The organism is Gracilibacillus kekensis, assembly GCF_900143085.1.
Taxonomy (GTDB): Bacteria; Bacillota; Bacilli; order Bacillales; family Amphibacillaceae; genus Gracilibacillus; species Gracilibacillus kekensis.
On sequence record NZ_FRCZ01000007.1, the window covers coordinates 126,255 to 148,673 of the forward strand.

The following is a 22,419-nucleotide window of genomic DNA, read 5'->3' on the forward strand; positions in this document are numbered from 1 at the left end:
TCTCAATTAAAGGAGAGGACTTCCGACATGGGTTATCAAGAAATTAAACAATATCGGGAGCAACATATCCATAAGCAAGTAAATCATCGTCAGCTCAATGCACTACATGATGAGGTAATGGAACAAACCGTTCAGCTTGCAATGGAGAAGGTAGAAGAAGAGCAGGGAAAAGTCCCTGCTCCCTTCGCTTTTTTTCTAATGGGTAGTGCCGGTAGAAGTGAGCAGTCAATCTGGAGTGATCAAGATCATGGCATCATCTATGATGGTAATCAAGGTGAAAAAGAATACTTTCTATTATTAGGAGAAGAAATTGTTTCAGGCTTAGAAATAGTAGGTTATGAGCGCTGTGAAGGTAAAGTTATGGCTTCTGAATCAATGTGGACCAATTCAGTAGCGGATTGGAAGAAACAAGTAACCACATGGCTTGAAGAGGCGAACTGGCAATCTCTTAGGCACTTTTTAACATTCTTTGATTCCCGTGTATTAATTGGAAATCAACATTTTTTAGCAGAGATTAAGCAAGTAATCTTTTCTTATATTAAAGACCATCCTGGAGTTGTATCAAGATTAATAGATAATGTCGGTTTTATTAGAAAAGGAATCGGGGTTTTTGGACAATTGTTACCAGAACCATCAGGACAAATGATGGGACAAATCAATATTAAGACAACCACCTTATTCCCTTATATAAATTCTCTTAGATTGTTAGCTATAACAAATGAAGCAACAAAGGCACCTACATTAGATCGCTTTACCACTTTAAAGAGGAAATATCCGTATTTAGAACAATATCAATCATTATTTCAGAGCTTATTAGAATTTAAGTTTCGTTTTGCTCAGCAGGCTAATAATTATCAAGAAGTGCATTATATTCCTTTGAAACAATTAACCAAAAGCGATAAACAGGAGTTGAAGCAATACATGAAAAAGGGTTCAGCACTTTTTAGTCAGACCAAAAAATCATTAAAAAATGAGTGTTCTAAATGGTAATGAATCAAATGCTTCATTTTATCAAACAGATGTCAGGAAAAATGAGCGATATAAACCCTGTGTCAAGTCAGACAGACGCAAGACAAATTGCGTATATGCGTAACTTGCAACGAGAGTTAAAGCAAAAGGATGTACTTAATACACCCTTTAAGGATTTAGATACAGTTGTGTTTGATATTGAGACAACAGGTTTTTATCCATATAATGGTGATCGTATTCTTTCGATCGGTGCCGTTAAAATGAAAGGCGCAGATATATTAAATAATCAATTATTCTATAAAACCATTTATAGTGAATTACCCCCACCAAAAGAAATTGAAGTATTGACAGGGATCACAGCATCCGAATTAAATCAAGCCGCTGATTTACCTGAAGTGTTAAGACAATTTTTTCAGTTTGTAAGAAGTGATACTCTAGTGGCGCATCATTCTAGTCATGAAAAACAATTTATGAAACATGCTAGTTGGACGGCGTTAAAATCGAATTTTCAACACCGCCTCATAGACACAACTTTTTTGATGAAAGTAGTATCACCTGACAGTGCGTATGTTACTTTAGATGACTGGTGTGATCATTATGGGGTAGACATTGGCCGAAGACATCATGCATTATATGATGCAGCAGCGACGGCGAAATTATGGTCTGAAAATGTTAAAAAAGTGGAAGAGATGGGATTTACCAATTTAAGAGATATTTATACGCATATTGCAAGCTTGTCTTAACCTGAAAGGAGAGAGAAGAGTTGAATCATGATATTCCAGATCATATGGCCACCTTTCCGATCAGTGTTGTGAAAGACCTTACGAAGCTTAGTGGCAGACAAATTCGTTATTATGAAGAACAGGGATTGATTTCACCTGTGCGGAATGAAGGGAATCGAAGAATGTTTTCGTTACATGATATTGATCGATTAAAACAAATAAAAAAGTTGATAGACCAAGGTATTAATATTGCGGGAATTAAAGCAATGTTAAAAGATTAAAACTCCCCTAGTTATAACAGTAACTAAGGGAGTAATTTGTATTATTTGTTAAATAAATCAAAGACGCCACCAATTCCGCCTTCACCTTTATTTCCTCCCTTTTCAGGAAGAGCAGCAAATACTTTACTTGCCAATCGGCTAAATGGTAGTGATTGTACCCACACCGTACCAGGTCCTGATAAGGTTGCGAAGAAAATACCTTCACCACCAAACAATGCGGTTTTAACCCCGCCAACAAATTCAATGTTGTAATCAACATCACCTGTCATTGCAACAAGACACCCTGTATCCACACGAAGTTTTTCCCCTGGTTGTAATTCCCGTTTATGAATCGTTCCTCCTGCATGAACAAAAGCCAGCCCATCACCTTCCAGTTTTTGCATGATGAACCCTTCACCACCGAAGAAGCCTGCACCAATTTTACGTTGAAATTCTACACCCACTGATACTCCTTTTGCTGCAGCTAAAAAGGCATCCTTTTGGCAGATAATCTTGCCATTCATTTCACTTAAGTCCATTGGAACAATTTTGCCTGGATAAGGAGAGGCAAAGGACACATGCTTTTTACCGGATCCTTGATTGGTAAAGGTAGTCATAAATAAACTTTCCCCAGTAATCACTCGTTTACCTGCACCAATTAATTTGCCTACAAATCCTCCACCTTGATTAGAGGATCCATCTCCAAATATCGTCTCCATCGTGATGTCATCATCCATCATCATTAATCCGCCAGCTTCTGCAATAACGGTCTCTTGTGGGTCTAATTCAACCTCGACAAATTGCATATCATCTCCGTGCAACTTATAGTCAATTTCATGATTGTTCATCTTCATCACACTCCCTTTATTATGGTATGTTTGTCTATACGTATCATATCATAAATACGTTTCAAAATTTCAGAATATTACAAAAATTATTGAATATTTATTCATTGTTTTTATGAAAAACGTGATAGGATCGCTTTTTTTAATCAATATATTTAGATTCGAATTTAGAGTATATGAGGAAAATGGAGAGAATTTAAAAGAATTTAAAAGAATTTCGCAAAGTCTATTTACTTATTAAGAATATATGGTACTATATAGTTAAATTCATTAATAAATGAAGAATTTTTTTAAGGAAAGGGGATAGTTGGCTATGGTGACATCTTTATACATGGTTTCTTTAACTATTCTGCTTACTTTTCTAGTTTTATCTGTCGTGGAAAAAATCACTTCACGTAGAAAAAAACTAAAAGTAGAGATGAATTTAGAAACATCACATGCGCAAGTTCAACCAGTTATGGCTGGAAAAGAAATCAGATAATACACTAGTTAAGAAAACCGGACTAGATAAAATAGAGCCTCCTGAATTATTCAGGAGGTTTTTTGTTGTTTTCTTTGCTTTACACATGAAAAGTGTCATGGTGTCATGTTGTGTATTCAAAAAATTGATGACTTTTTGCCTATTGGATTAATTTACCACCACAATGCAAATGTAAGCACATTATCACTTTTCGCCAAAAAACAAAAAAGGTCTAAAAGTTCTAATTAAATAAATAATATAAGTCCAATTACTCATATAAAAACAAATCCATTTTCCTATTTCAATTTTTTGTAAGTATGTTTTAATAATGTAGTAATCATTTCCAATAATGCCGAAAAGCCTTTGAATATAAAGTATTATGGCGTAATTTATCATTTTTTCGGTGCCACTTCATAGAATCCAACAGAAAAAATCTTCTTTTAATACCAGCATAATGAGCAGCTAATCCTAAAGTAATATCTTTTTATTATGAATGTAATGGTAAAATCCCATTTTGGAACAGGAAAAACGACAACAGCATTTCGCGACTTGGATGTATTACAGTTGCTTTTCTTAAACAGCTAGCACATTCGAAATATAATATGAATATAAGGGAGTAATTACCGGAAAATGCTAGATAAGGATAAGGTTTTCGAAAAATGAATAGAAAAGGTGTGGAATAATGAGGAATAAATACATAATGGTAATTGTCACTCTATTTGTCTGTAGTTTTATATTAATGGCATGTAGTGATGATAGTATCGAAAGGACAAATGGCGAAGAAAACAATACTGAAGGAACAGAGAATGATGACCAACAAAATAATTTTGAGTTGAATAACGAAGATACAGAAAATCATGGATCACAAGATGAAGGGAAATCTGATGAAGAACAACAAGAGAAGGAAACAGAAAACCAAGATAACAATGGAAATGTTAAGGACATTAGTGTTGATAGTGTTTATGAGGAAATTATGGATGGCGATTTGTTAAATGAAGATGCGATGGAAATGGAAAATTCGAATTTAGATTGGGACACTACTGACCTGATGAATTTTTCTAATAAAACAATTTCATTCGTTGAAAACAAGGCATTTTTCACATATTATATGAATACTTATGCACTTCGTACGGTAGATAATTCATATTCAGAAAAAATTGATGTCGAATCAGATGCTCAAATGGTTTCTTATGATAACAACTTAGTGTTTTTACAGGCAAAAGACGAAGCAATTCATTTGCATTTTATGGATCCTGAAACCGAAAAAGTAGTAGATACGGTAACAGAGGATTTAGTAAAAGCAACTGATTCTCCTCTTTCTAATACCTTTTTGTACGAAGATAAACTTGTAGGAGTAACAGGGATCGTAGGAAACATTTATATCTTTGACCTTCCTACAAAATCATTGGAAAATGTACTGAATATGGAAGATATTATAGGAGAGAAAAGAGATATTAGAACACTAGGTTTTGATGAAGGAATATTATATATGGGGAATTCAGGGATATTTAGTTCTTTGTATGCGCTGGACATCGACTCCGGGGAATTGTCTTGGGAGTTAGAATTAGGAGAAAACAATATTTATAGACAAGTAGAGGTTTCTCCAAGAGAGGCGATATTTATAGAAGATTCAATGTACGTTCTGTTAGAAAATTCAGCCTATATGGAATTGGATAAAAATACTGGTGAGTTAATAAATGCTGCTGATTTTGGTACAACAACACACCTTCTGCATGTGACTGAGGAAAATATTTTTATGGCTCACGAAAATTGGAATGAAGAAAAGGAGTATATTGTATCTTTAAATAAAGAAACATTAGAGCCTAATTGGGCAGTAGCTGTTGATGGGGAAAAGTATCATTATTCTGCAGCAATTCATGATAACTATTTATATACTGCAGTTTTAAATCCATTCATGGAATCGGATGGAACCGATTGGTACAAAATCAATATTGATACAGGGGAAGTGCTGGCAAAAGATAAGATTGCCGGACTTAAAAACCAGAATGCTGAAGGTTTATTCTTTGAGATTATCAACGGAAAAATGCTATTGGCTGATGGTGATAGTATAACTATTGCGCCATTAGAATAAAGAATTTGTAAAGAATACATAGAAGGAGAAGTTATATGAAGATTTTAAGCAGAAGTTTGATTTTATTGATTCTAATAACGGGGGTATTAGTAGGCTGTGCATCAGGTGAGTCTGATTCATCCAGTGGGACTGATAAAGAAAAAGGGGAGGGCTCCAATCTTGATGGCAAAAAGTATAACATTATTGGTGAGGAAGTATTTACGGATTTTGTCGAAGAACGATATGACGGATTGGAAATTAAATTCATATCAGCCGGTTATGTTTCCCAAATTCCAGAAGAGTTACATGAAAGATACTTTATAGTAGACTCTTTTGACCATCTATTGGTAGAGTTGGAAATTACCAATACTACGGATCGTCCCATTAGTTTTTATCCTATAAATTTAACTTCAAAACCAGTTGATGATTGGTCAGATGATGAAGAACTTTCAGATAGCTTCATTAACACAGCTACAGATATTCATTTAAAAGATAATGATGATGACGAATTTGATGAACAAATGAATTTTTTAGAGAAATACAAGCTTCTGGCGAACGCTGAGCATACACATTGGCCTCAATCTACTGTAAGAGGATTGCATTTGATTTCTTTCCGTGAAGAAGACGTATCTGGTAATGTATTTCTTCACAGTAATACTTTAGAAGGTGAATTAATGTTTGAACTGGAACCTATTGAAGAATCTTGGTATTTTTCTGATGTAGGGTTCTCAGTTGATTATGAAAACTATGATGACGAATATGATAAATATCATTGATGCTAGTCTTGAATTTTGTAGATAGTAAAAGGGTGCTATATTTCAAAGAAATTATAGCGCTCGTCGTGATATGAAAATCGTGAATAATGGTTAATATAATAAGGTTTGCTTGAGGGCAGATCACGCTTTTTATTACCTAGAAAAATGGTAGAAGTGTTGTACAGAGAAACACATCTAATCCCTTTTCTCAGCAAATTAATCTGTAATACTCCATAAATCCGATCGTTTCGAACTGTACGGCATCTCAAACTGAATCGACGTTTTTTTTGAAAGAATGAAGGTAATGTGGGAGATAAGAAGTTAGAATATTTTCAAAATTAGAACTTTTTTAATTACTCTATGAAATTGTATGATAAATCCTTATAATAGATTTTGGTTTGCTAGAAAATTTAGATAATTTTCTGAAAATTAATTTAATTATATATAAAGGGTGAATATCATATGGAAGGCAAGAAAAAACAAGGCTTATTTCAAAGAAGTCTTGATCGAATTGAATACGTAGGGAACAAGTTACCGCATCCAGTAACACTTTTTATTATATTAGCATTTATCGTTTTAATTACGTCTGCGATTGTTTCCTCAACAGGTGTATCTGTTCAACATCCAGGAAATGCGGAAGAACAGATCACAGTGAAAAACTTATTAAATGCGGAGGGAATTGCTTACATTTTTACAAGTATGGTTGATAACTTTATCAATTTTGCTCCGCTCGGTGTCGTGTTAGTAACAATGTTAGGGATAGGCTTGGCAGAACGTACCGGCCTTATTAGTGCTGGCTTGCGTGCTTTTGTTTTATCGTTACCAAAATCTCTAATAACTGCCGGATTAGTATTTGCCGGTATTATGTCTAGTGTTGCAACAGATGCTGGATATGTTGTACTGCCACCATTAGGGGCTGTATTGTTTGCCGCTTTAGGTCGTCATCCTTTAGCTGGTTTAGCTGCTGCCTTTGCAGGGGTATCTGCCGGATTTAGTGCCAATCTGGTACCGACAGCTTTAGAGCCACTACTTGGAGAGATGACAATGGCTGCTGTTGCCACCATTGGTGCTGAAGGAGAAGCATACGCCGAAACGATGAATATCTTGATGAACTATTATTTCACCGTTGTTTCTGTATTTCTATTAACGATTGTCGGAACATTTGTAACAGAGAAGATCGTAGAGCCAAGGTTAGGAGCATATACCGGCAGTTATAAAGAAGAGGCAACAGGATTATCTAAAATCGAGAAAAAAGGTTTGCGATATGCAGGTTTATCACTTTTGATCAGTGTGATTGCAGCATCCTTATTAATCGTACCTGAAAATGCCCCATTACGTGGAGAAGATGGTGCAATAATTATATCACCATTTATGAGTTCGCTCGTTCCGATTATTTTTATTCTCTTCTTTATTCCAGGCGTCGTTTATGGAATTGTAACGAAAAATGTAAAAAATGATAAAGATGTTGCAAACCATTTATCAGAGACGATGGGTTCAATGGGAATGTTTATTATCTTATCGTTTGCCGCTGGTCAATTTGTAGCATATTTTACGGAATCCAATTTAGGTATGTTAATTGGGGTGTATGGTGCAGAGTTTTTAAATACAATAAGTTTAAATGGTATTCCATTATTGATTGTATTTATTATCATCGCAGGAATTATTAATATATTTATCGGAAGTGCGACAGCTAAATGGGCAATGATGGCACCGATATTTGTTCCGATTATGATGAAATTAGGTTATTCACCAGAACTAACTCAAATGGCGTACCGTATTGCCGATTCATCGACAAATATCATTTCGCCATTAATGACATATTTTGCATTAATTATTGCATATGCGCAAAAATATGATAAGAAAATGGGGATCGGTACACTTATTTCTACCATGTTCCCATACTCGATCTTCTTCTTTATCATTTGGACATTAATGTTAGTAGTATGGATGCTCCTCGGAATCGATCTTGGTCCAGGATCACCAATTTATTACGATAATTAAACAAAAACGACTTTGCTTTAACACAAAGCAAAGTCGTTTTTTTACAAGTCTTAGCTTATTTCACACTATATAAAAGTGTGTTTCATGGAATAACACGTTGCTTCTTGCAGAATTGCTCTTCTTCTTGCATATCGGGTTGTTCTTCTTGCAGATTCGCTCTTCTTCTTGCATTTCGGGCTGCTCTTCTTGCAAATTCACTCTCCTACTTTCATTTCCACTGTTCTTTTAGTATTCCCACTCTTCTTTTAGGTGGAGGTAAAGTAGGATCAGCCAGTCTTCATCATTTAATGCATTATTCGTTAGTTGATCCTTTACTTTAGGTAATAAAATCTTACTCACCTGCATCGTTAGTTGATCTTTTTCTTGTGTGCGTAAATCAACAATGCGATGTACATAGGTTTGTAATAGATGCCAATCCTTTTGGGAAAATTGTTTAAGATGAACACTTTCTAATTGCAATGTTTCTTTTCTCAACCCTTTATCGCTTATATATTTATCGAGAGGTTTCTGTCGGGATTTCTTTTGTTTTTCATGTACCACAATGGTACCAGCAGTAATATCCCCTAAACGTTTATGTTTATCATGAGCGAAAATAAGAATAATACCTACAGCATAAGCACCGGGTAACATATCTATGATCCTTACAAAATTACGAATAATGCTTGACAATAAGGTGATATTATGCCCATTTTCCTGAATGACACGAATTCCTATCATTCGCTTGCCAATGGTTCGTCCACCCCAAAAATATTCAAACAAAATAAAATAACCAAAATTAAGGATAAATATGACGATTAGAACAATAGCTAATATGAGACTTTCACCAGAGCCCACGAAGAAGTTTGTAAAACTGTTCGTAAAGGCCAACAATAAAAATAGGATAATCAAAAATTGGGTGAACATGATAATAGCATAATCAATGATATGTGCGGCAGACCTTGATCCTAATCCAGCTAATTGAAACTGTAGGGAAACGTATTCCGGTGTTTTAACTCCTAATTTTTCCTGTTCCATATTCGACCTCTTTCTGTCCTTTATTAAGTTCTTTTCATTTACGTAGTCTTTCAGTATAATATAGTAAAAAGCTAGAAAAAAAGGTGATTTTATGCAAATCAATCAATTTATTAAACAAAATCGTTCAGATTGGGAGCAGTTAGAGATTCTTACTACCAATTTACAAAAGAAAAAAACATATCAAGTAATTGAAGAATTCCAACATACATATCAAAAGGTTGCCAGACAATTATCTTATAGTCAAACTTATTTTCCTGATGAAGATGTTACGCATTACCTTAACGAGATCGTAGCAAAAGCACATAATGTACTCTACCAATCTCAACAATCCTCTTGGAAGCAAGCCTATCATTTCTTTTCAAGTAAATTTGTCGGACTGTTACTTGAACAATGGAAGGCGATCATCATTGCGATGCTTCTTTTTTTCATTGGAGGCCTAGCGAGTTTTATTACAGTAATCGATAATCCCGCACATCTACACGGGATTTTGCCGGAAGAAATGGTGCAATCTGTTGAACCTGAGTCATTAGGAGAAAACCCTCAAGCGGTTGATGCACCGGTTATGTCAGTAGAGATTATGACTAACAATATACGAGTAGCGATTCTTGCCTTTGCAGGCGGCATAACTTTCGGGATCCTTACAGTATATGTATTAATCTATAACGGTATATTAATTGGTGCATTAGCGGGACTATTCTGGAATTATAGTAATTCCTATTCCTTTTGGGCCTACATTGTCCCTCACGGAATAATTGAACTCTTAGCCATCTTTATTGCAGGTGGTGCGGGCTTATTAATGGGTTACAAAATATTTGTCCCAGGAAAATATTCGAGAGGATACCAGCTCAAAGTACAAACCGTTCGTTCTGTTCAACTCTTATTAGGTACAATTCCGTTGTTTGTAATAGCTGGTATCATCGAAGGTTATATCACACCTGCGGATATCTCCTTAGAAATGAAATATCTGGTAGCAATTATAACTGCTGTTGGATTGTTAGCCTACATGATTGCTGGGCATTTTCTGATGCAACGAAGAAGGTTACAACAATCCGCGATTTAATGTTTCAATATAATGGGATACAGACGTCACTGCTAACCGATCTGCAGGAGCTTCGAGCATGGGTAAACCATGCTTTTCCCATTTTCGCATCACTTGTTTTTGATAGATATATTGCTTTTGTGCAATACTCTTTTCCATGGTAACTAGAGCACTGGTAGGCTTTCTTTTTATTTTTTCATGAAGTAGTTGATCCTCAATACCAATCATCACAAAAAGATGTTTCTTTCGTAGTTTTTTCATATAAAAAAGATGGTAATCTTCATTAACAAATGTTTGGACATCGCTGAACAATAAGATCATACTTCGTTTTCGCTGGATCGATTGAGCGTGTTGAATTGCTAAAGCATAGTTAGACTCTTGTGCGTCAACCTCTACAGAATAGATCGATTGAAGAATAGTATTAAGGTGTTCCAATCCTCTGCCAGCAGGAACAACCGCTTTGATTTCTTTCGAGAAGGCAATAACCGATACATGGTCGCCATTATGTAAAGCGGCTGTTGCAAGTGTTATTGCAGCTTCTACAGATTTCTCTAAGCGATTTCCTTCCTCAAGCTCTACACCCATCATTCGACCACAGTCAATTAGGATCGTTAGATACTTTCCGTGTTCTGGTTCATATTCATTGGTCATCATATCTTGTAATTTCGCAGATTGGCGCCAGTTAATCTTTCGTGGATCATCCCCAACGACGTAACTTCGAACCTTAGAAAATTCTCCAACACCACTGCGCATTTTTCGGATTTTTATCCCCTCATGCAACAAATAGTTTTGAGCACTTGCTAAATACCGTTTGGCTTCAGATAAATTTGGAATAACCTTTACTTGATTTAGTAAAGTATAGGTTATTTGCCGTTCCCATAATCCGAATTTTGTCTTGAATCGCAAATATAACTTATCAATGAGATAATCTCCTCGTATTTGAGGAAAGACTTCATAGGTAACCCTCAATTTTTGCTCAGCTGGGATCTTCTGGCCTTGAGGAAATATTGTTTGAAACGATGTAGGTATTCCGTCTTTTATGCGTACGAAATAATCATCTGTTGTACGATTGTGAATATGAATCGAAATGGTTTGTTTCTGATAACGTTCCATTTCCTTTTCGACGTTTCTTTCTACTGCTATTTCTATCTTTTTGGGTAACAAAAAGATATCTGTCGTCAAAAGTGCAATCATGAGAATAGTTGCTATCGCAAGAAATAGCCATGAGAATTGCCAAAATGACAAAACAAGCATTGCAATAAAGAACAGGCAGTATAAAAGTAATAATTTTTTGGTTGGTATAATGCCTTTATCGCGGAACAGCAATCGATCCCACAAGCTCTTGAATCGTTTCATCGATATCAGATCCCTCCAATTCTGCATATGGAGATAGTTGGATACGGTGACGAAGACTTGGTACAGCAACAATCTTAACGTCATCTGGTGTAATATAATCACGATTATCAAGGTATGCCCAGGCTTGTGCTGTTTTAGCGATGGCGATTGCTGCCCTCGTACTAGCACCATATTGAATATGCTCTAGTTCTCGCGTTTTTCTAACCATTTTCATAATATAGTCGGCTATTTCATCGCTAATGTGCACTTTTTGAATGGCATTTTGAACCTCTGCTAAAGCCTCGTTTGTAAAGATGGCTGTTATGTCTTGAGGATTACTTTGTTCTGCCATTACCATTTGCAACACAGATGTTTCCTCTTCAAGCGTTGGGAAATCTACTTTTAACTTAAAGAAAAAACGATCTTGCTGTGCTTCTGGTAATGGATATGTACCTTCAAATTCGATTGGATTCTGGGTAGCTGCTACAAAGAAAAAATTGGGTAATTTATAAGTTTCACCTTGAATGGTTACCTGTTTTTCTTCCATTGCTTCCAATAAAGCTGCCTGTGTTTTGGCTGGTGTTCGATTAATTTCATCTGCCAGCAGGACATTTGTAAAAATAGGTCCTTTCAATGTTTGGAAGGCATGTTCCTTCATATTGTAGATGGAACTCCCAGTTATATCACTAGGTAATAGATCTGGAGTAAATTGGATTCGGTTAAAACTGCTATCTAACAAATTTGCCAGTGTTTTAACCATTTGTGTCTTACCCGTACCAGGTACCCCTTCTATTAAGACATGACCACCTGCTAAAGCAGCCGTTAATAGTAAACGTAAATTCTTTTGTTGACCAATAATTTTTTCTTCATACTTTTCTAATAAAGATGTAATAGTTGAAGTCAATTTGTCTCCACCTCTTCTCTGATTTTATCGATTTCACCTGACCATTTAAGGAACTCTTGTTTATTTAACGTTTGTTGCTCGGTAATGGTTTCAAATCCTTTTGCAATTTGGTTTAATTCTATGGCTGACATGCTCGTTAATTTTCCTTCTATACTATTTAAACGATCTTGCCAACTTTTGTAATAAGGAATCCCATATCGTTGACGAATAGCTTCCTGCAAATAATCGAGCTGGTCCTTAATGGAGGGTTGATAGTTTTTCCCCTTTAATTGCCATATTGCTAGAGCTTTTAAACGTTCATCGCTAAAGCGTACGGTTTCTTCTCTGACTGTTGTAATAGGACCGAACCGTTTTCCTTGATGCCATAATAGAAAAATAGTGGCGATAATCCCTTGAACTAGTAAGATATATGACCAATTTGGATATAAGGCAAACGGCGAAACCAGTCCCCCAGAATCGGTTAGACCATATTCATCAAAAATAACTGTTTCCATGTCTTGAATAGGAAGGATCGTGAATAAGACGTCAAGGTGTTGTTCCTTCGTGATTTGACCATTTGTAAGCCAATCAGGTTCTGTCAGCACTATTAGAGAGCCTTCTCCAAGTTCTCTTTCTATGGCTAACACTCCAAATTCATCTTTTAGCAAAACACGGTCATCTTCATGCAATACAATTCGATGTGTACTATCGTGAAGAACATCAAATGATTGATTCTGGTGAGTTACTTCCAAAGTTTGATCTTCTTCGTTAAAAAAGGCTTCCATGGCATACTCTGTTTCGATTCCAAATAAGCTGTCTGGATTCTGTTTTGCTAATATGATCGTATTACCGTTTTTTAAATAGTCTTGGTAGTGCTTTTCCACACTATTTTCAGAATAAATAGGTGGATTTAATAAAAAACGTACTTCTCCTGTGCTTGTTTTATTTGGTAATGATTCACTATCCTCTACTTGATATTGATTTTGATTCAAATATGTATAGAAACCTTTTAAACCTGTTGGTGCTGGTGATTCAACCAGGTAAGGTGGATAGGGTGTAGGTGTACTATTGCGTGTAAATACACTGACCAGAATCAGAATCAAAAAAAAGACGACAGCTACGATCCATGTTCGTTTACCGAGCATTATCGTTCACCTATTTCTTTATCGAATGGATGATTTTGAGCGATGGAATTTATCCAATCTAAGATTTTAGCTTGATACTGTTGATAATCTTCAGCCGTTATTTGTTGTTCACCGTATGTGGATCTATCAAAAAATAAAGCTAATTGATAAAAATCCTGTGCTAAAGCATGTTCGGTTTGTTTTAACTCATCATAGTAATCCCAGTTTGTTTTCCATAATTTCGCTGTTAACAAGCTTTTGTCGTTTAAAAGCAGTAAGAATGCTAGGAATTGGTGACGTGTTGCAAGACGATACTCTTCTTCTGACGCATATTGTTTCGCCACATTCAAGTGCTCTTGATAACCCCATTGTAATTGATTACTAGAAGCAAAAGGTTGGTGATTCTTAAGTCGTTTTCTTCTAGTGACCGTCATTATAATTGCAACGATACCGATTGCTACAGCAAGTAGTATCACAATCAATACGACCGTTATAATACTATTGCCTACTGTAGTACTCGGATCAAAGGATTCAAAAACTTTTGATAGAATATCTGCAAGCCATTCTCTAATAGCATCCCAAGATTTTTCTACGAAACTACGATTATCTTCATAATAAATTTGATATTCTCTTTTACTAAGGATTTCTATTAATTGCTCTCGTTCTTTTTGATAAGATGACATGTATAATCTCCTTTAAGATCGCTCAGTCACATCGTATTCACTAATCATTTCTTTAAGGTCAGTAGCTTCTCGTCTTGTGGTAGAGTCAAAGTACATCACTGCATAACCAACGATAGTTACAATGGAAGTTACAATAGAAATAATATTAGTTAATAAGTAGAATAAAACACTGTTTCCTAAAAATATTAAAGGAAGTTGTAATACGGTGGTTATGATTCCTGTTATGATAAATAGAACAAGAAATAGTCCAAAAAATTTCCATGTTTGTCTTTTGGTTAGACGCCAGCTTTTAGATAGACCTGGTGCTACTTTCTCAAATAAAATAGCTGGCAGATATAAACTCCATCTAGTAAACAAAAGGCCTACTCCAATAAACATCAATGTCGAAATGGTAAACATCATAATAACGCCAAAAATCGGATCGATGAACATAAACATAATACTCGAGAGCCCAGTAAGCATAAAAACAATAATTATAAATCCAAACAACATAAGACCTATTAAAAGTGTGCTCCAAAACATTGGCCAATAACGCGGCATTGCACGTTTTATCATATCTTTGGCAAAAAGGGTATCCTTACTCTCACGAGTTAGTTTAACGGTCCATATAATCGCACCTGCAATTAGTGGTGTTGCAAAAATAAGGATGAGATTTACAAACATACTAGTAAAATCTTCTTGGACGGTCGAATTTGCGAAAGAATCAGCATTTGTTACGATTTGGTCAAGCAGGTTTTGTCCAGGATCTGAACTGGTAATTAAGTCACGACCAGACAAGCTAAGTATAAGTGCTTGTAATGCAAATACTGGTACCATTATTAAAAAGGTGATCATAAAAAGTGTTTTGAATCGTGTTTTAATAATGCGAAATGTTTGATCTAATATTTCTCCAAATCCTAAAGGTTTATTTGTGTTTTCATTCATTTATTTCCATCCTCCTCAAAATTCAGCATACATTGCTTATTTTAACATGATTTACGAGATATGGAATATATTTTTAAATAAAAGGTAAAAAATAGGTAGTTCTATTTTGCTTTCATGAAAGGGACGTGTGGAAATGTATAGGGTGATGCGGATATAAATGTTGTTGACGAGATATCTGTAATGGACTTTACTCGTCAACAACCTCTTTGTTTAGTATTTTAGTTCTGTTTTTGCTTTGGTTTTTAAGAAAAATGATAAAGATAGTCCAACTACAGACAAGATGGTTGCAAGCCAAAACGCAGCATTATAACCATCCATTGCTGCATTGGTAGCTATTTGATTCATTGCTTCTGATTCTGTTAAACCTTCTAACGCAGTCTGATTTGGCTGATAATTCGTTGCTGCAGTCGTCATTACCGTAATCAAAATAGCTGTACCAATCGATGCGGATACTTGTTGCATCGTGTTTGCCATAGCCGTTCCATGTGGATGCCACTCAGGTGGCAACTGATTTAAACCAGCTGTCATAACAGGCATCATAACTAAGGAAAGGCCAAACATACGGGTCGCATAAATCACAACTAAAAAGCTATATGCTGTATCGATTGTCAAGCTCGTAAAAAGAAAAGTAGTCAATGAAACAATCAGCATACCTGTAACGGCCAACCATTTTGCGCCAAACTTATCAAAAAGCATACCGGTAATAGGAGACATGATTCCCATTACAACCGCTCCCGGAAACAACATTAAGCCCGATTCTAATGCGGAAAAATCTCTCGTATTTTGCATATACAATGGCAACATGGTCTCCGCACCGATTAAGGCCACTAATACGATCATGGTAACAATCAAGGATAGTGAGAAAATTGGATACTTAAATACTCGAAATTCTAACATAGGTTTCTTTAATTTTAGTTGTCGTAGAATGAAGATGGTCAAAATGATCGCAGCACCAATAATTATCGCAAGTGCAACACTATCTATTTCAGTTGAAACCTCACCAGCACCATGTCCACCACCAATACTACTAAAACCATATAATAAACCACCAAAACCAAATGATGATAATAGAATCGATAGAATGTCGATCTTCGGATAGGTTTGTTCTGTTACATTTTTAACGAAAATAGCTGCAATAATAATTGCAATGATGACAATCGGTAAGACCACATAGAATAATCCTCTCCATGAGAAGAATTCCAATAACCATCCAGAGAGTGTTGGTCCGATCGCTGGTGCAAAGGAAATAACGATACCTGCCATACCCATTGCTGCTCCCCGCTTTTCCACTGGGAACACTTTAAGCATAACGGTCATCATTAACGGCAACATAATCCCAGAGCCAGACGCTTGCACAACTCGAGCTGTTAGTAAGAGTTCAAATGTATGTGAGATCGATGCGATAAATGTCCCAATAGCAAATATACTTAATGCTGTTATAAATAATTGACGTGTGGTAAATCGTTCAATTAAAAAAGCGCTGATCGGGATCATTACCCCGTTTGTTAATAAAAAGGCTGTAGTTAGCCATTGCACTTGATTTTCAACGATACCAAAGTCCTGCATAATACTAGGTAATGCAGTTGCTAATAGTGTTTCATTGAGTAAACCGACAAATGCACCGATTAGCATTACCGCAACCATTAAATTTCGTTGTTTTGGTTCAATATTAATATTAGTAGATTGATTCATGTTTCTTTGTCCTCCTGTTTGCTAAGCCTATCTAATTTTATAACAAAAGGGTAAAGGGAAGGCTCCCGTTTTAAGTAAAGCAACATGGCTTCCATTGTTACCGAATTTGTTATACGATTTTCAATTTCTTGTTCAATATGATAGAGGGCTTCTAGCAATCTATTACTATCGTTTAATTGCTTTTGTTTCATTGTTTCTTTGATCGTTTCTATCACTTGAAAGATGGATTCACTATCTTCTTCTTGTAAAAAAGGTTCTTTATCATTGAAATGCTGCACAATAGCATTGATATTACTTGTGATCCATTTACTTAGGTTAATGGTGCTGTAATCTTTAGGATGTAAAGACATATATATAAGGTATTCTTTCATAATCCCTTCAAACATAACGAGCAAATCTGTTACATATGGTTTTATCTTGTCGCCGTATGCTTGATAAAAAATTTCACGGTGGTTATGCTCTAGACTAACCCGCAGTTCTTCCAATTTTTTTGTGATTTGTTTATTTCTTATAGGGGCAAATTCATTGAATAACACATGAAAGAAGGCTTGATGATCGATCCAGGTTTCTAATTCAAATTGAATATATAAAGCGAGGTCATCGTTATCCTTTAACGTTTCTATATGTTTTGAACTGTCAATGACTTTATCATGATAATCATTAATCATTTCCAGTATTAAATCCGTTTTAGTAGAAAAGTATGTATAAAATCCACCTTTAGAGATCCCGCTTTGTTGTGCAATCTCTTGTACAGATGTTTCTGAGAACCCCTTTTCTGAAAAAAGATGTATAGCAACAGCTTTTATTTCTGCCTTTTTAACTATTTGTACCCCTCCCTTTTGACTACTTAGTCAAAATAGTGACTTATCGGTCATGGGATGTATTCTATAGAATAAGATCGTGTATGTCAATAATCTAAGTTTGTTACTCTAATGAAAAAGAGTCTTTAACAAAAGAATTCTATAAATATAAAAATCCAAACGATTCGAATTGAAAAGGCCTTCGAAATCGTTTGGATTTTGATGTGTAGTAGGAACATACTACGCAATAACTTATGTGTATTTATTAGCCAAAGTGGTAATTTTGAAATGTATTGTCTGATAAACATCCGCTCCGGCTGCCCACTTTCCTTTCCGTGGGGTTTTCCCTTCAGCTAACTTTTTTAAGAAAAGAACGCTTAAAAAAGTGGATCTTCAGGTAAAACCCCACGGAAAGAGAAGCGGACAAGCCGTAGCGGTTTCTAAGCACAAACATCATCTCAAAATTACTACATCATTTATTGCGCAGTTTCCTTTTATTGCACAATAATACATATTGCCTCGTTCGTGTTTTAATTTAAAAGTTACCTCTATTTTATTAGTATAATGTCACTTGCTGACTCGCTTTTTCGTGAAATTTTCTGCTATTTTGATGATGGTTTCCGTGGCTTTCACCATGTTGTCAATCGAGATAAATTCGTATTTGCTATGGAAGTTTTCTCCACCTGTAAAAATATTTGGTGTTGGTAATCCCATAAATGAGAGTTGAGAACCATCTGTACCACCGCGAATGGGTTGAATAACCGGTTCAACACCAACTTCTCGAATTGCTTGTTCAGCAATATCTACTATGTATTTAACAGGTTCAATTTTCTCAGCCATGTTATAATATTGATCCTGCATTTCTAATAGAATCTTATCCTCGCCATGCGTTTTCTGTGCTTCTTGAATAACTGATTGAAGCATATCTTTCTTTTTATTGAATTTTTGGCGATCATGATCTCTGATGATATAATACATCTTCGCCTCTTCTGTATCTCCAGTAAAAGAGAGTAGATGATAAAAGCCTTGATAATCATCGGTGTATTCCGGTGCCTGATCCTTAGGCAGACGCATCTGAATGTCTATTGCAATTTTGGTAGCGTGTACCATTTTGCCCTTTGCTGTTCCAGGATGTACATTATTTCCTTTTATTGTTATCTTTGCTGCCGCCGCGTTAAAGCTTTCAAATTGTAATTCTCCTATAGGCCCCCCATCAATTGTATAAGCAAATTCAGCCCCAAACATTTGGACATTAAATTTATGAGGACCGCGGCCGATTTCTTCGTCAGGAGTGAAGGCAATACGAATCGTACCATGTGGGATTTCGGGATGTTGAATGAAATAATCCATCGCTGTGATAATTTCAGCAATTCCTGCTTTATTGTCAGCACCTAACAAAGTCGTGCCATCGGTTGTCATTAATGTATGACCTTTATATTTGTGTAAAGAAGGGTAATCGGTTGGTGAAAGGATGATTTGCTTCTCTTTATTTAAAACAATAGACTTACCATCGTATTGTTTGATTAATTGAGGCTTCACATTTTCGGACGTAAAGTCTGTGGCTGTATCTAAATGAGCTAGAAAACCGATGATAGGTACTTCTTTATCCGTATTACTCGGCAAAGTGGCAGTCACATAGGCGTGTTCATCAACATGGACGTCTTCCAGGCCAATCTTCGTTAATTCTTCAACTAAAAGATGTGCCAGCTCCCACTGGCCTTCTGTAGATGGACATGTGTTGTTTTGTTCATTCGATTGGGTATTTATCTGTGCATACGTTACTAGTCGATCAATCAATGATTGCCTCATAGTGTATCACTCCATTTTCGTTAATCAATCTGTTAATTTCTTTAATCCTCCTTATTTTATCACGGTGTTATCATTTGTAATACCCAAAGTAGGTTTATTTCTTTCAAGATCCATTACTTCTTGCAAAGAACGAACAATCTCCCGGTAGATAGGCAAAGAATATATGTCAATCAAGTAGTTACGAATAGTGATACATAAACGATTTATGATAAACTATTATTAATAATGAATGAAAGTATTGAGAACAAAAGAGCTATAATTATCTGGCTTTTCTTTACTTTAAAATATGTTAAAGGTCTATAGCATTATTAAGTATATTTGCAAAAAACTAACTAAACAGACGCCTTTCGTTTAATTAGTTAGGGAAACAACCATTAGAGAAGGGATCGGCTTATGACAGAAGACATACATAAACGAAAAAGCGAACATATTACCTATAGCTTAACAGATGAATCACTTGGACGAGGGGTAACAAATGGTTTTGATCGTTTTAGGTTTCAGCACAACGCTTTACCTGAAATCGATTTTGACGCAATTGATATGTCCTCCACCTTTTTCACAAAACAAATCAAATCCCCTTATCTTATCAGTTCAATGACAGGTGGAGCAGCGTTAGCGGAATCAGTTAATCGTAATTTAGCAATTGCTGCAGAGAAACAAGGTTGGATTTTTGCTTTAGGATCTACCCGCGTTATGTTACAAAGTGAGCAATATAGACAATCATTCCAACTAAGAGAATATGCCCCAACGATCCCGATTGTGGCAAACTTAGGAGCCGTCCAACTAAATTATGGTGTAACCATTGATCAAGTGAAACAAATCATTGAATGGACGGAGGCAGACGCTCTTGTATTGCATTTCAATACTATTCAAGAAGTGATTCAAGCAGGTGGAGATACTAATTTCTACAACCTGTTACCAAAGGTTAAAGAATTGACTAACGCATTATCGATTCCGGTTGGTGCCAAAGAAGTAGGGTTTGGTATTGATTCAGAAGTTGCCAAACAATTAATGAATGCAGGTATTGATTTTATCGATGTGGCTGGAGCGGGCGGTACGTCATGGAGTCAGGTTGAAAAGTTGCGATCCAAAGAGACCATTAAGAAAAGAGCGGCAGAAGCTTTTGCTAGTTGGGGAAATCCAACAGCAGAATGTGTACAGGATGTAAGAAAAGTCTTACCACAGAGCCCTTTAGTTGCAAGTGGCGGTATTCGTAACGGTTTGGATGCAGCTAAAGCGATTGGCTTAGGAGCAGATTATGTAGGGTTTGCTCGCTCGATATTAAAAGAAGCAATTGACTCACCGGAAAATGTGATAGAATGGATGAAAGTCCGTGAATTAGAGTTGCAAATGGTAATGTTTGGTATTGGAGCAAAAGATATATCCTCATTAAAACGGACAAATCGATTAATAACAGGTTAGAGGTGCAATAATGGATAATCAAGACTTATTTGATATCACGATAATTGGTGGTGGTACGACCGGGTTATTTGCAACGTACTATGCGACGATGCGTGGTATGAAAGTGAAATTACTTGAGTCACAGTCACAATTTGGTGGTAAAGTCATGCAGTTTTTCCCTGAGAAATTAATATATGATGTCGGAGGCTTTCCGGCTATATCTGGTGAAGACTTAGTACAACAAATGATTGCTCAAGCAGAGCGTCACCAACCAGTTATGTTAACCGATCAGTGGGTAGAAACGATTGACAATGACGGCAAGCATTTCACTTTACAAACGAGTAGCGGTGATCGTCATTTATCTAAATCGGTTTTACTTGCAACAGGTTCAGGTACTTTTCATACCAAGCGATCTGACGACTGGCATGCGCTACCTTATCCTGCTTTTCGCAAGCAAGTTCCTACAAATTTAATGAACCGTGAGAAATATGCGGATAAAAAAGTAGTGATCGCTTCCAATAATAAAGTAGGCGTAGGTTGGGCTTTGTATTTAAAAGATAAAGCAGAATCCGTGACAATAATTAATCCAGACTCATCGTTTCATCAAGTTAAACAGAACGATTTAGATCTTTTGCTTAAAAGTTCTGTACAGGTACATTTTCAAACAGCCTTCACTGATTTGTTCATGGAAAATGATAGGTTACAAGCGATCGAAATAAGCAATAGTGAGAATGAAAAGCACATAATCGATGCAGAAGAAATTCTTACTTTTCATGGATTAGAATTAGAACCCACACCTTTTGATAAATGGGAAATTGAAACACGAAAAGCCCGTATTACAGTAAAAGGTAATATGGCAACCAATGTATCAGGCATATTTGCTGCAGGTGATATTGTACAGTACGATGGTAAAACGAATTTGATTGCTTCCGGATATACCGAGGCGATAACAGCAATTAATAAAGCACATAAATTTATTGATCCAACGGTAACAGAGCAATTATATAGCACGGTCATCTATAGGGGTTAATCGATCACATCTTCTGGTCGTTTACCCCATTTTAGTTCGGTGATACTTAATCCGAAATCCATTTGCAAGTGTGGATAATCCTTAAAACGAGCAAAGTCCCCGCCCCATGAAAACCCTAATGATTTTGCAATATCAACAACTTCCACCCAGTCACTTTCACCGTTCTCATTACCATCATATTCTAAATCCCAGATTACCTCACCTTGACGAGGTTGTAAGGCAAAATCTATTGCTAATCCGTAGTTATGATAAGATTCTCCACCCTTTGCATAGGTAACAATCTCTGCGTCTGTCTCTCGTCCTTGCTGATAGATTTCATTTTGTTCTTCAATAGAGCGGAAGCCATCAGTAATGATGATAGAGATTCCTTTTTGTTCCGCTTGATCGATTAACGCGTCACTCGCTTCTTCTACAAGCGGATGTAAAGAAGAAGGCATAGGTCGATTACTATATTTTTGATACTGAAAAAAGAGATATGCTAGGATAACTAGTAACAATAGTATAAAAATTATGCGAACTTTCATTTAATTCCCCTCTATTTTGTGATATGAATCATTCCGTAATTTCTAAATATATGATACTATATCATTATTGAGAAGTAA

The 22,419-nt window shown here is 35.9% G+C and carries 21 protein-coding genes and 1 pseudogene; 10 read left to right on the forward strand and 12 right to left on the reverse strand.

Annotated elements, in window-relative coordinates; translation table 11 throughout:
- The first annotated feature begins 27 nt into the window (after positions 1-27).
- From BUC25_RS15865 to BUC25_RS15875, 3 genes are read left to right on the forward strand one after another with little or no spacing between them, the layout of a single operon-like run.
- Positions 28-990 carry a DUF294 nucleotidyltransferase-like domain-containing protein gene (locus BUC25_RS15865; protein WP_084543502.1) on the forward strand — a complete coding sequence of 321 codons (963 nt, stop codon included), beginning with the start codon at positions 28-30 and terminating at the stop codon, positions 988-990.
- Positions 984-1,712 (forward strand): exonuclease domain-containing protein, encoded by a 729-nt coding sequence (locus BUC25_RS15870; RefSeq protein ID WP_073202869.1) that lies wholly within the window; start codon positions 984-986, stop codon positions 1,710-1,712. Before BUC25_RS15865 ends, BUC25_RS15870 begins: the two co-directional genes overlap by 7 nt.
- A gap of 20 nt (positions 1,713-1,732) precedes the next feature.
- On the forward strand, positions 1,733-1,972 hold the full coding sequence (locus BUC25_RS15875) for a MerR family transcriptional regulator (RefSeq protein WP_073202870.1): 240 nt from the start codon (positions 1,733-1,735) through the stop codon (positions 1,970-1,972).
- Positions 1,973-2,013: 41 nt separating this feature from the next.
- Here the strand turns inward: BUC25_RS15875 and BUC25_RS15880 are convergent, their stop codons facing one another.
- Positions 2,014-2,799, reverse strand: a complete 786-nt coding sequence (locus BUC25_RS15880) for a TIGR00266 family protein (protein WP_073202871.1) — start codon at positions 2,797-2,799, stop codon at positions 2,014-2,016.
- Positions 2,800-3,109: 310 nt separating this feature from the next.
- On the opposite strand from BUC25_RS15880, the gene BUC25_RS19455 reads away from it, so the two are divergent.
- The 4 genes from BUC25_RS19455 to BUC25_RS15900 all read left to right on the forward strand — a co-directional run bounded on the left by BUC25_RS19455 (position 3,110) and on the right by BUC25_RS15900 (position 8,083).
- The gene (locus BUC25_RS19455; RefSeq protein ID WP_156416102.1) at positions 3,110-3,277 is read left to right on the forward strand and encodes a hypothetical protein; all 168 of its coding nucleotides are present in this window, start codon (positions 3,110-3,112) and stop codon (positions 3,275-3,277) included.
- A gap of 661 nt (positions 3,278-3,938) precedes the next feature.
- Positions 3,939-5,348, forward strand: a complete 1,410-nt coding sequence (locus tag BUC25_RS15890) for a PQQ-binding-like beta-propeller repeat protein (protein ID WP_139251847.1) — start codon at positions 3,939-3,941, stop codon at positions 5,346-5,348.
- Positions 5,349-5,383: 35 nt separating this feature from the next.
- On the forward strand, positions 5,384-6,103 hold the full coding sequence (locus BUC25_RS15895; RefSeq protein ID WP_073202874.1) for a hypothetical protein: 720 nt from the start codon (positions 5,384-5,386) through the stop codon (positions 6,101-6,103).
- A 441-nt stretch (positions 6,104-6,544) separates the two neighbouring features.
- Entirely contained in the window at positions 6,545-8,083 is a 1,539-nt protein-coding gene (locus BUC25_RS15900; protein WP_073202875.1) for an AbgT family transporter, read from the forward strand.
- 225 nt (positions 8,084-8,308) lie between these two features.
- On the opposite strand, the gene BUC25_RS15905 is transcribed toward BUC25_RS15900, so the two are convergent.
- Entirely contained in the window at positions 8,309-9,097 is a 789-nt protein-coding gene (locus tag BUC25_RS15905; protein ID WP_073202876.1) for an RDD family protein, read from the reverse strand.
- Between the two features lie 91 nt (positions 9,098-9,188).
- On the opposite strand from BUC25_RS15905, the gene BUC25_RS15910 reads away from it, so the two are divergent.
- Positions 9,189-10,157 (forward strand): stage II sporulation protein M, encoded by a 969-nt coding sequence (locus BUC25_RS15910; protein ID WP_073202877.1) that lies wholly within the window; start codon positions 9,189-9,191, stop codon positions 10,155-10,157.
- On the opposite strand, the gene BUC25_RS15915 is transcribed toward BUC25_RS15910, so the two are convergent.
- From BUC25_RS15915 to pepT, 9 genes and pseudogenes are all read right to left on the reverse strand, one after another.
- Complete coding sequence (locus BUC25_RS15915) at positions 10,137-11,492, reverse strand: DUF58 domain-containing protein (protein WP_073202878.1); 1,356 nt, start codon at positions 11,490-11,492, stop codon at positions 10,137-10,139. The two genes, BUC25_RS15910 and BUC25_RS15915, sit on opposite strands and share 21 nt — an antisense overlap.
- Positions 11,446-12,375, reverse strand: a complete 930-nt coding sequence (locus BUC25_RS15920) for an AAA family ATPase (RefSeq protein WP_073202879.1) — start codon at positions 12,373-12,375, stop codon at positions 11,446-11,448. The genes BUC25_RS15915 and BUC25_RS15920 overlap by 47 nt, the downstream gene beginning before the upstream one ends.
- Positions 12,372-13,499, reverse strand: coding sequence for a DUF4350 domain-containing protein (locus BUC25_RS15925; protein ID WP_073202880.1), 1,128 nt, complete (start codon positions 13,497-13,499; stop codon positions 12,372-12,374). The genes BUC25_RS15920 and BUC25_RS15925 overlap by 4 nt, the downstream gene beginning before the upstream one ends.
- The gene (locus BUC25_RS15930; RefSeq protein ID WP_073202881.1) at positions 13,499-14,161 is read right to left on the reverse strand and encodes a DUF4129 domain-containing protein; all 663 of its coding nucleotides are present in this window, start codon (positions 14,159-14,161) and stop codon (positions 13,499-13,501) included. Before BUC25_RS15930 ends, BUC25_RS15925 begins: the two co-directional genes overlap by 1 nt.
- Positions 14,162-14,173: 12 nt before the next feature.
- Positions 14,174-15,085 (reverse strand): hypothetical protein, encoded by a 912-nt coding sequence (locus BUC25_RS15935; RefSeq protein ID WP_073202882.1) that lies wholly within the window; start codon positions 15,083-15,085, stop codon positions 14,174-14,176.
- Positions 15,086-15,295: 210 nt separating this feature from the next.
- Positions 15,296-16,777, reverse strand: coding sequence for an MDR family MFS transporter (locus BUC25_RS15940; protein ID WP_073202883.1), 1,482 nt, complete (start codon positions 16,775-16,777; stop codon positions 15,296-15,298).
- Positions 16,774-17,445, reverse strand: coding sequence for a hypothetical protein (locus tag BUC25_RS15945; RefSeq protein ID WP_073202884.1), 672 nt, complete (start codon positions 17,443-17,445; stop codon positions 16,774-16,776). Before BUC25_RS15945 ends, BUC25_RS15940 begins: the two co-directional genes overlap by 4 nt.
- Positions 17,446-17,454: 9 nt before the next feature.
- Positions 17,455-17,601, reverse strand: a pseudogene (locus BUC25_RS19895) (TetR/AcrR family transcriptional regulator); the annotation flags it as partial.
- Between the two features lie 543 nt (positions 17,602-18,144).
- The gene (gene pepT / locus BUC25_RS15950) at positions 18,145-19,386 is read right to left on the reverse strand and encodes a peptidase T (RefSeq protein ID WP_073202885.1); all 1,242 of its coding nucleotides are present in this window, start codon (positions 19,384-19,386) and stop codon (positions 18,145-18,147) included.
- Positions 19,387-19,779: 393 nt separating this feature from the next.
- On the opposite strand from pepT, the gene fni reads away from it, so the two are divergent.
- Both fni and BUC25_RS15960 read left to right on the forward strand, forming a co-directional pair.
- Positions 19,780-20,808, forward strand: coding sequence for a type 2 isopentenyl-diphosphate Delta-isomerase (gene fni / locus BUC25_RS15955; RefSeq protein ID WP_073202886.1), 1,029 nt, complete (start codon positions 19,780-19,782; stop codon positions 20,806-20,808).
- A 10-nt stretch (positions 20,809-20,818) separates the two neighbouring features.
- Complete coding sequence (locus tag BUC25_RS15960) at positions 20,819-21,817, forward strand: NAD(P)/FAD-dependent oxidoreductase (protein WP_073202887.1); 999 nt, start codon at positions 20,819-20,821, stop codon at positions 21,815-21,817.
- On the opposite strand, the gene BUC25_RS15965 is transcribed toward BUC25_RS15960, so the two are convergent.
- Positions 21,814-22,341: a M15 family metallopeptidase gene (locus BUC25_RS15965; RefSeq protein ID WP_073202888.1), complete on the reverse strand. Its 528-nt coding sequence runs from the start codon at positions 22,339-22,341 to the stop codon at positions 21,814-21,816. The two genes, BUC25_RS15960 and BUC25_RS15965, sit on opposite strands and share 4 nt — an antisense overlap.
- Positions 22,342-22,419: the final 78 nt, after the last annotated feature.

Bases quoted from the DNA above. Each gene is read 5' to 3' on its own strand.
- BUC25_RS15865 (WP_084543502.1), top strand. From the start codon at position 28: ATGGGTTATCAAGAAATTAAACAATATCGGGAGCAACATATCCATAAG.
- BUC25_RS15870 (WP_073202869.1), top strand. From the start codon at position 984: ATGGTAATGAATCAAATGCTTCATTTTATCAAACAGATGTCAGGAAAA.
- BUC25_RS15880 (WP_073202871.1), bottom strand. From the start codon at position 2,799: ATGAACAATCATGAAATTGACTATAAGTTGCACGGAGATGATATGCAA.
- BUC25_RS19455 (WP_156416102.1), top strand. From the start codon at position 3,110: ATGGTGACATCTTTATACATGGTTTCTTTAACTATTCTGCTTACTTTT.
- BUC25_RS15890 (WP_139251847.1), top strand. From the start codon at position 3,939: ATGAGGAATAAATACATAATGGTAATTGTCACTCTATTTGTCTGTAGT.
- BUC25_RS15895 (WP_073202874.1), top strand. From the start codon at position 5,384: ATGAAGATTTTAAGCAGAAGTTTGATTTTATTGATTCTAATAACGGGG.
- BUC25_RS15900 (WP_073202875.1), top strand. From the start codon at position 6,545: ATGGAAGGCAAGAAAAAACAAGGCTTATTTCAAAGAAGTCTTGATCGA.
- BUC25_RS15905 (WP_073202876.1), bottom strand. From the start codon at position 9,097: ATGGAACAGGAAAAATTAGGAGTTAAAACACCGGAATACGTTTCCCTA.
- BUC25_RS15910 (WP_073202877.1), top strand. From the start codon at position 9,189: ATGCAAATCAATCAATTTATTAAACAAAATCGTTCAGATTGGGAGCAG.
- BUC25_RS15915 (WP_073202878.1), bottom strand. From the start codon at position 11,492: ATGAAACGATTCAAGAGCTTGTGGGATCGATTGCTGTTCCGCGATAAA.
- BUC25_RS15925 (WP_073202880.1), bottom strand. From the start codon at position 13,499: ATGCTCGGTAAACGAACATGGATCGTAGCTGTCGTCTTTTTTTTGATT.
- BUC25_RS15930 (WP_073202881.1), bottom strand. From the start codon at position 14,161: ATGTCATCTTATCAAAAAGAACGAGAGCAATTAATAGAAATCCTTAGT.
- BUC25_RS15935 (WP_073202882.1), bottom strand. From the start codon at position 15,085: ATGAATGAAAACACAAATAAACCTTTAGGATTTGGAGAAATATTAGAT.
- BUC25_RS15940 (WP_073202883.1), bottom strand. From the start codon at position 16,777: ATGAATCAATCTACTAATATTAATATTGAACCAAAACAACGAAATTTA.
- BUC25_RS15945 (WP_073202884.1), bottom strand. From the start codon at position 17,445: ATGATTAATGATTATCATGATAAAGTCATTGACAGTTCAAAACATATA.
- pepT (WP_073202885.1), bottom strand. From the start codon at position 19,386: ATGAGGCAATCATTGATTGATCGACTAGTAACGTATGCACAGATAAAT.
- fni (WP_073202886.1), top strand. From the start codon at position 19,780: ATGACAGAAGACATACATAAACGAAAAAGCGAACATATTACCTATAGC.
- BUC25_RS15960 (WP_073202887.1), top strand. From the start codon at position 20,819: ATGGATAATCAAGACTTATTTGATATCACGATAATTGGTGGTGGTACG.
- BUC25_RS15965 (WP_073202888.1), bottom strand. From the start codon at position 22,341: ATGAAAGTTCGCATAATTTTTATACTATTGTTACTAGTTATCCTAGCA.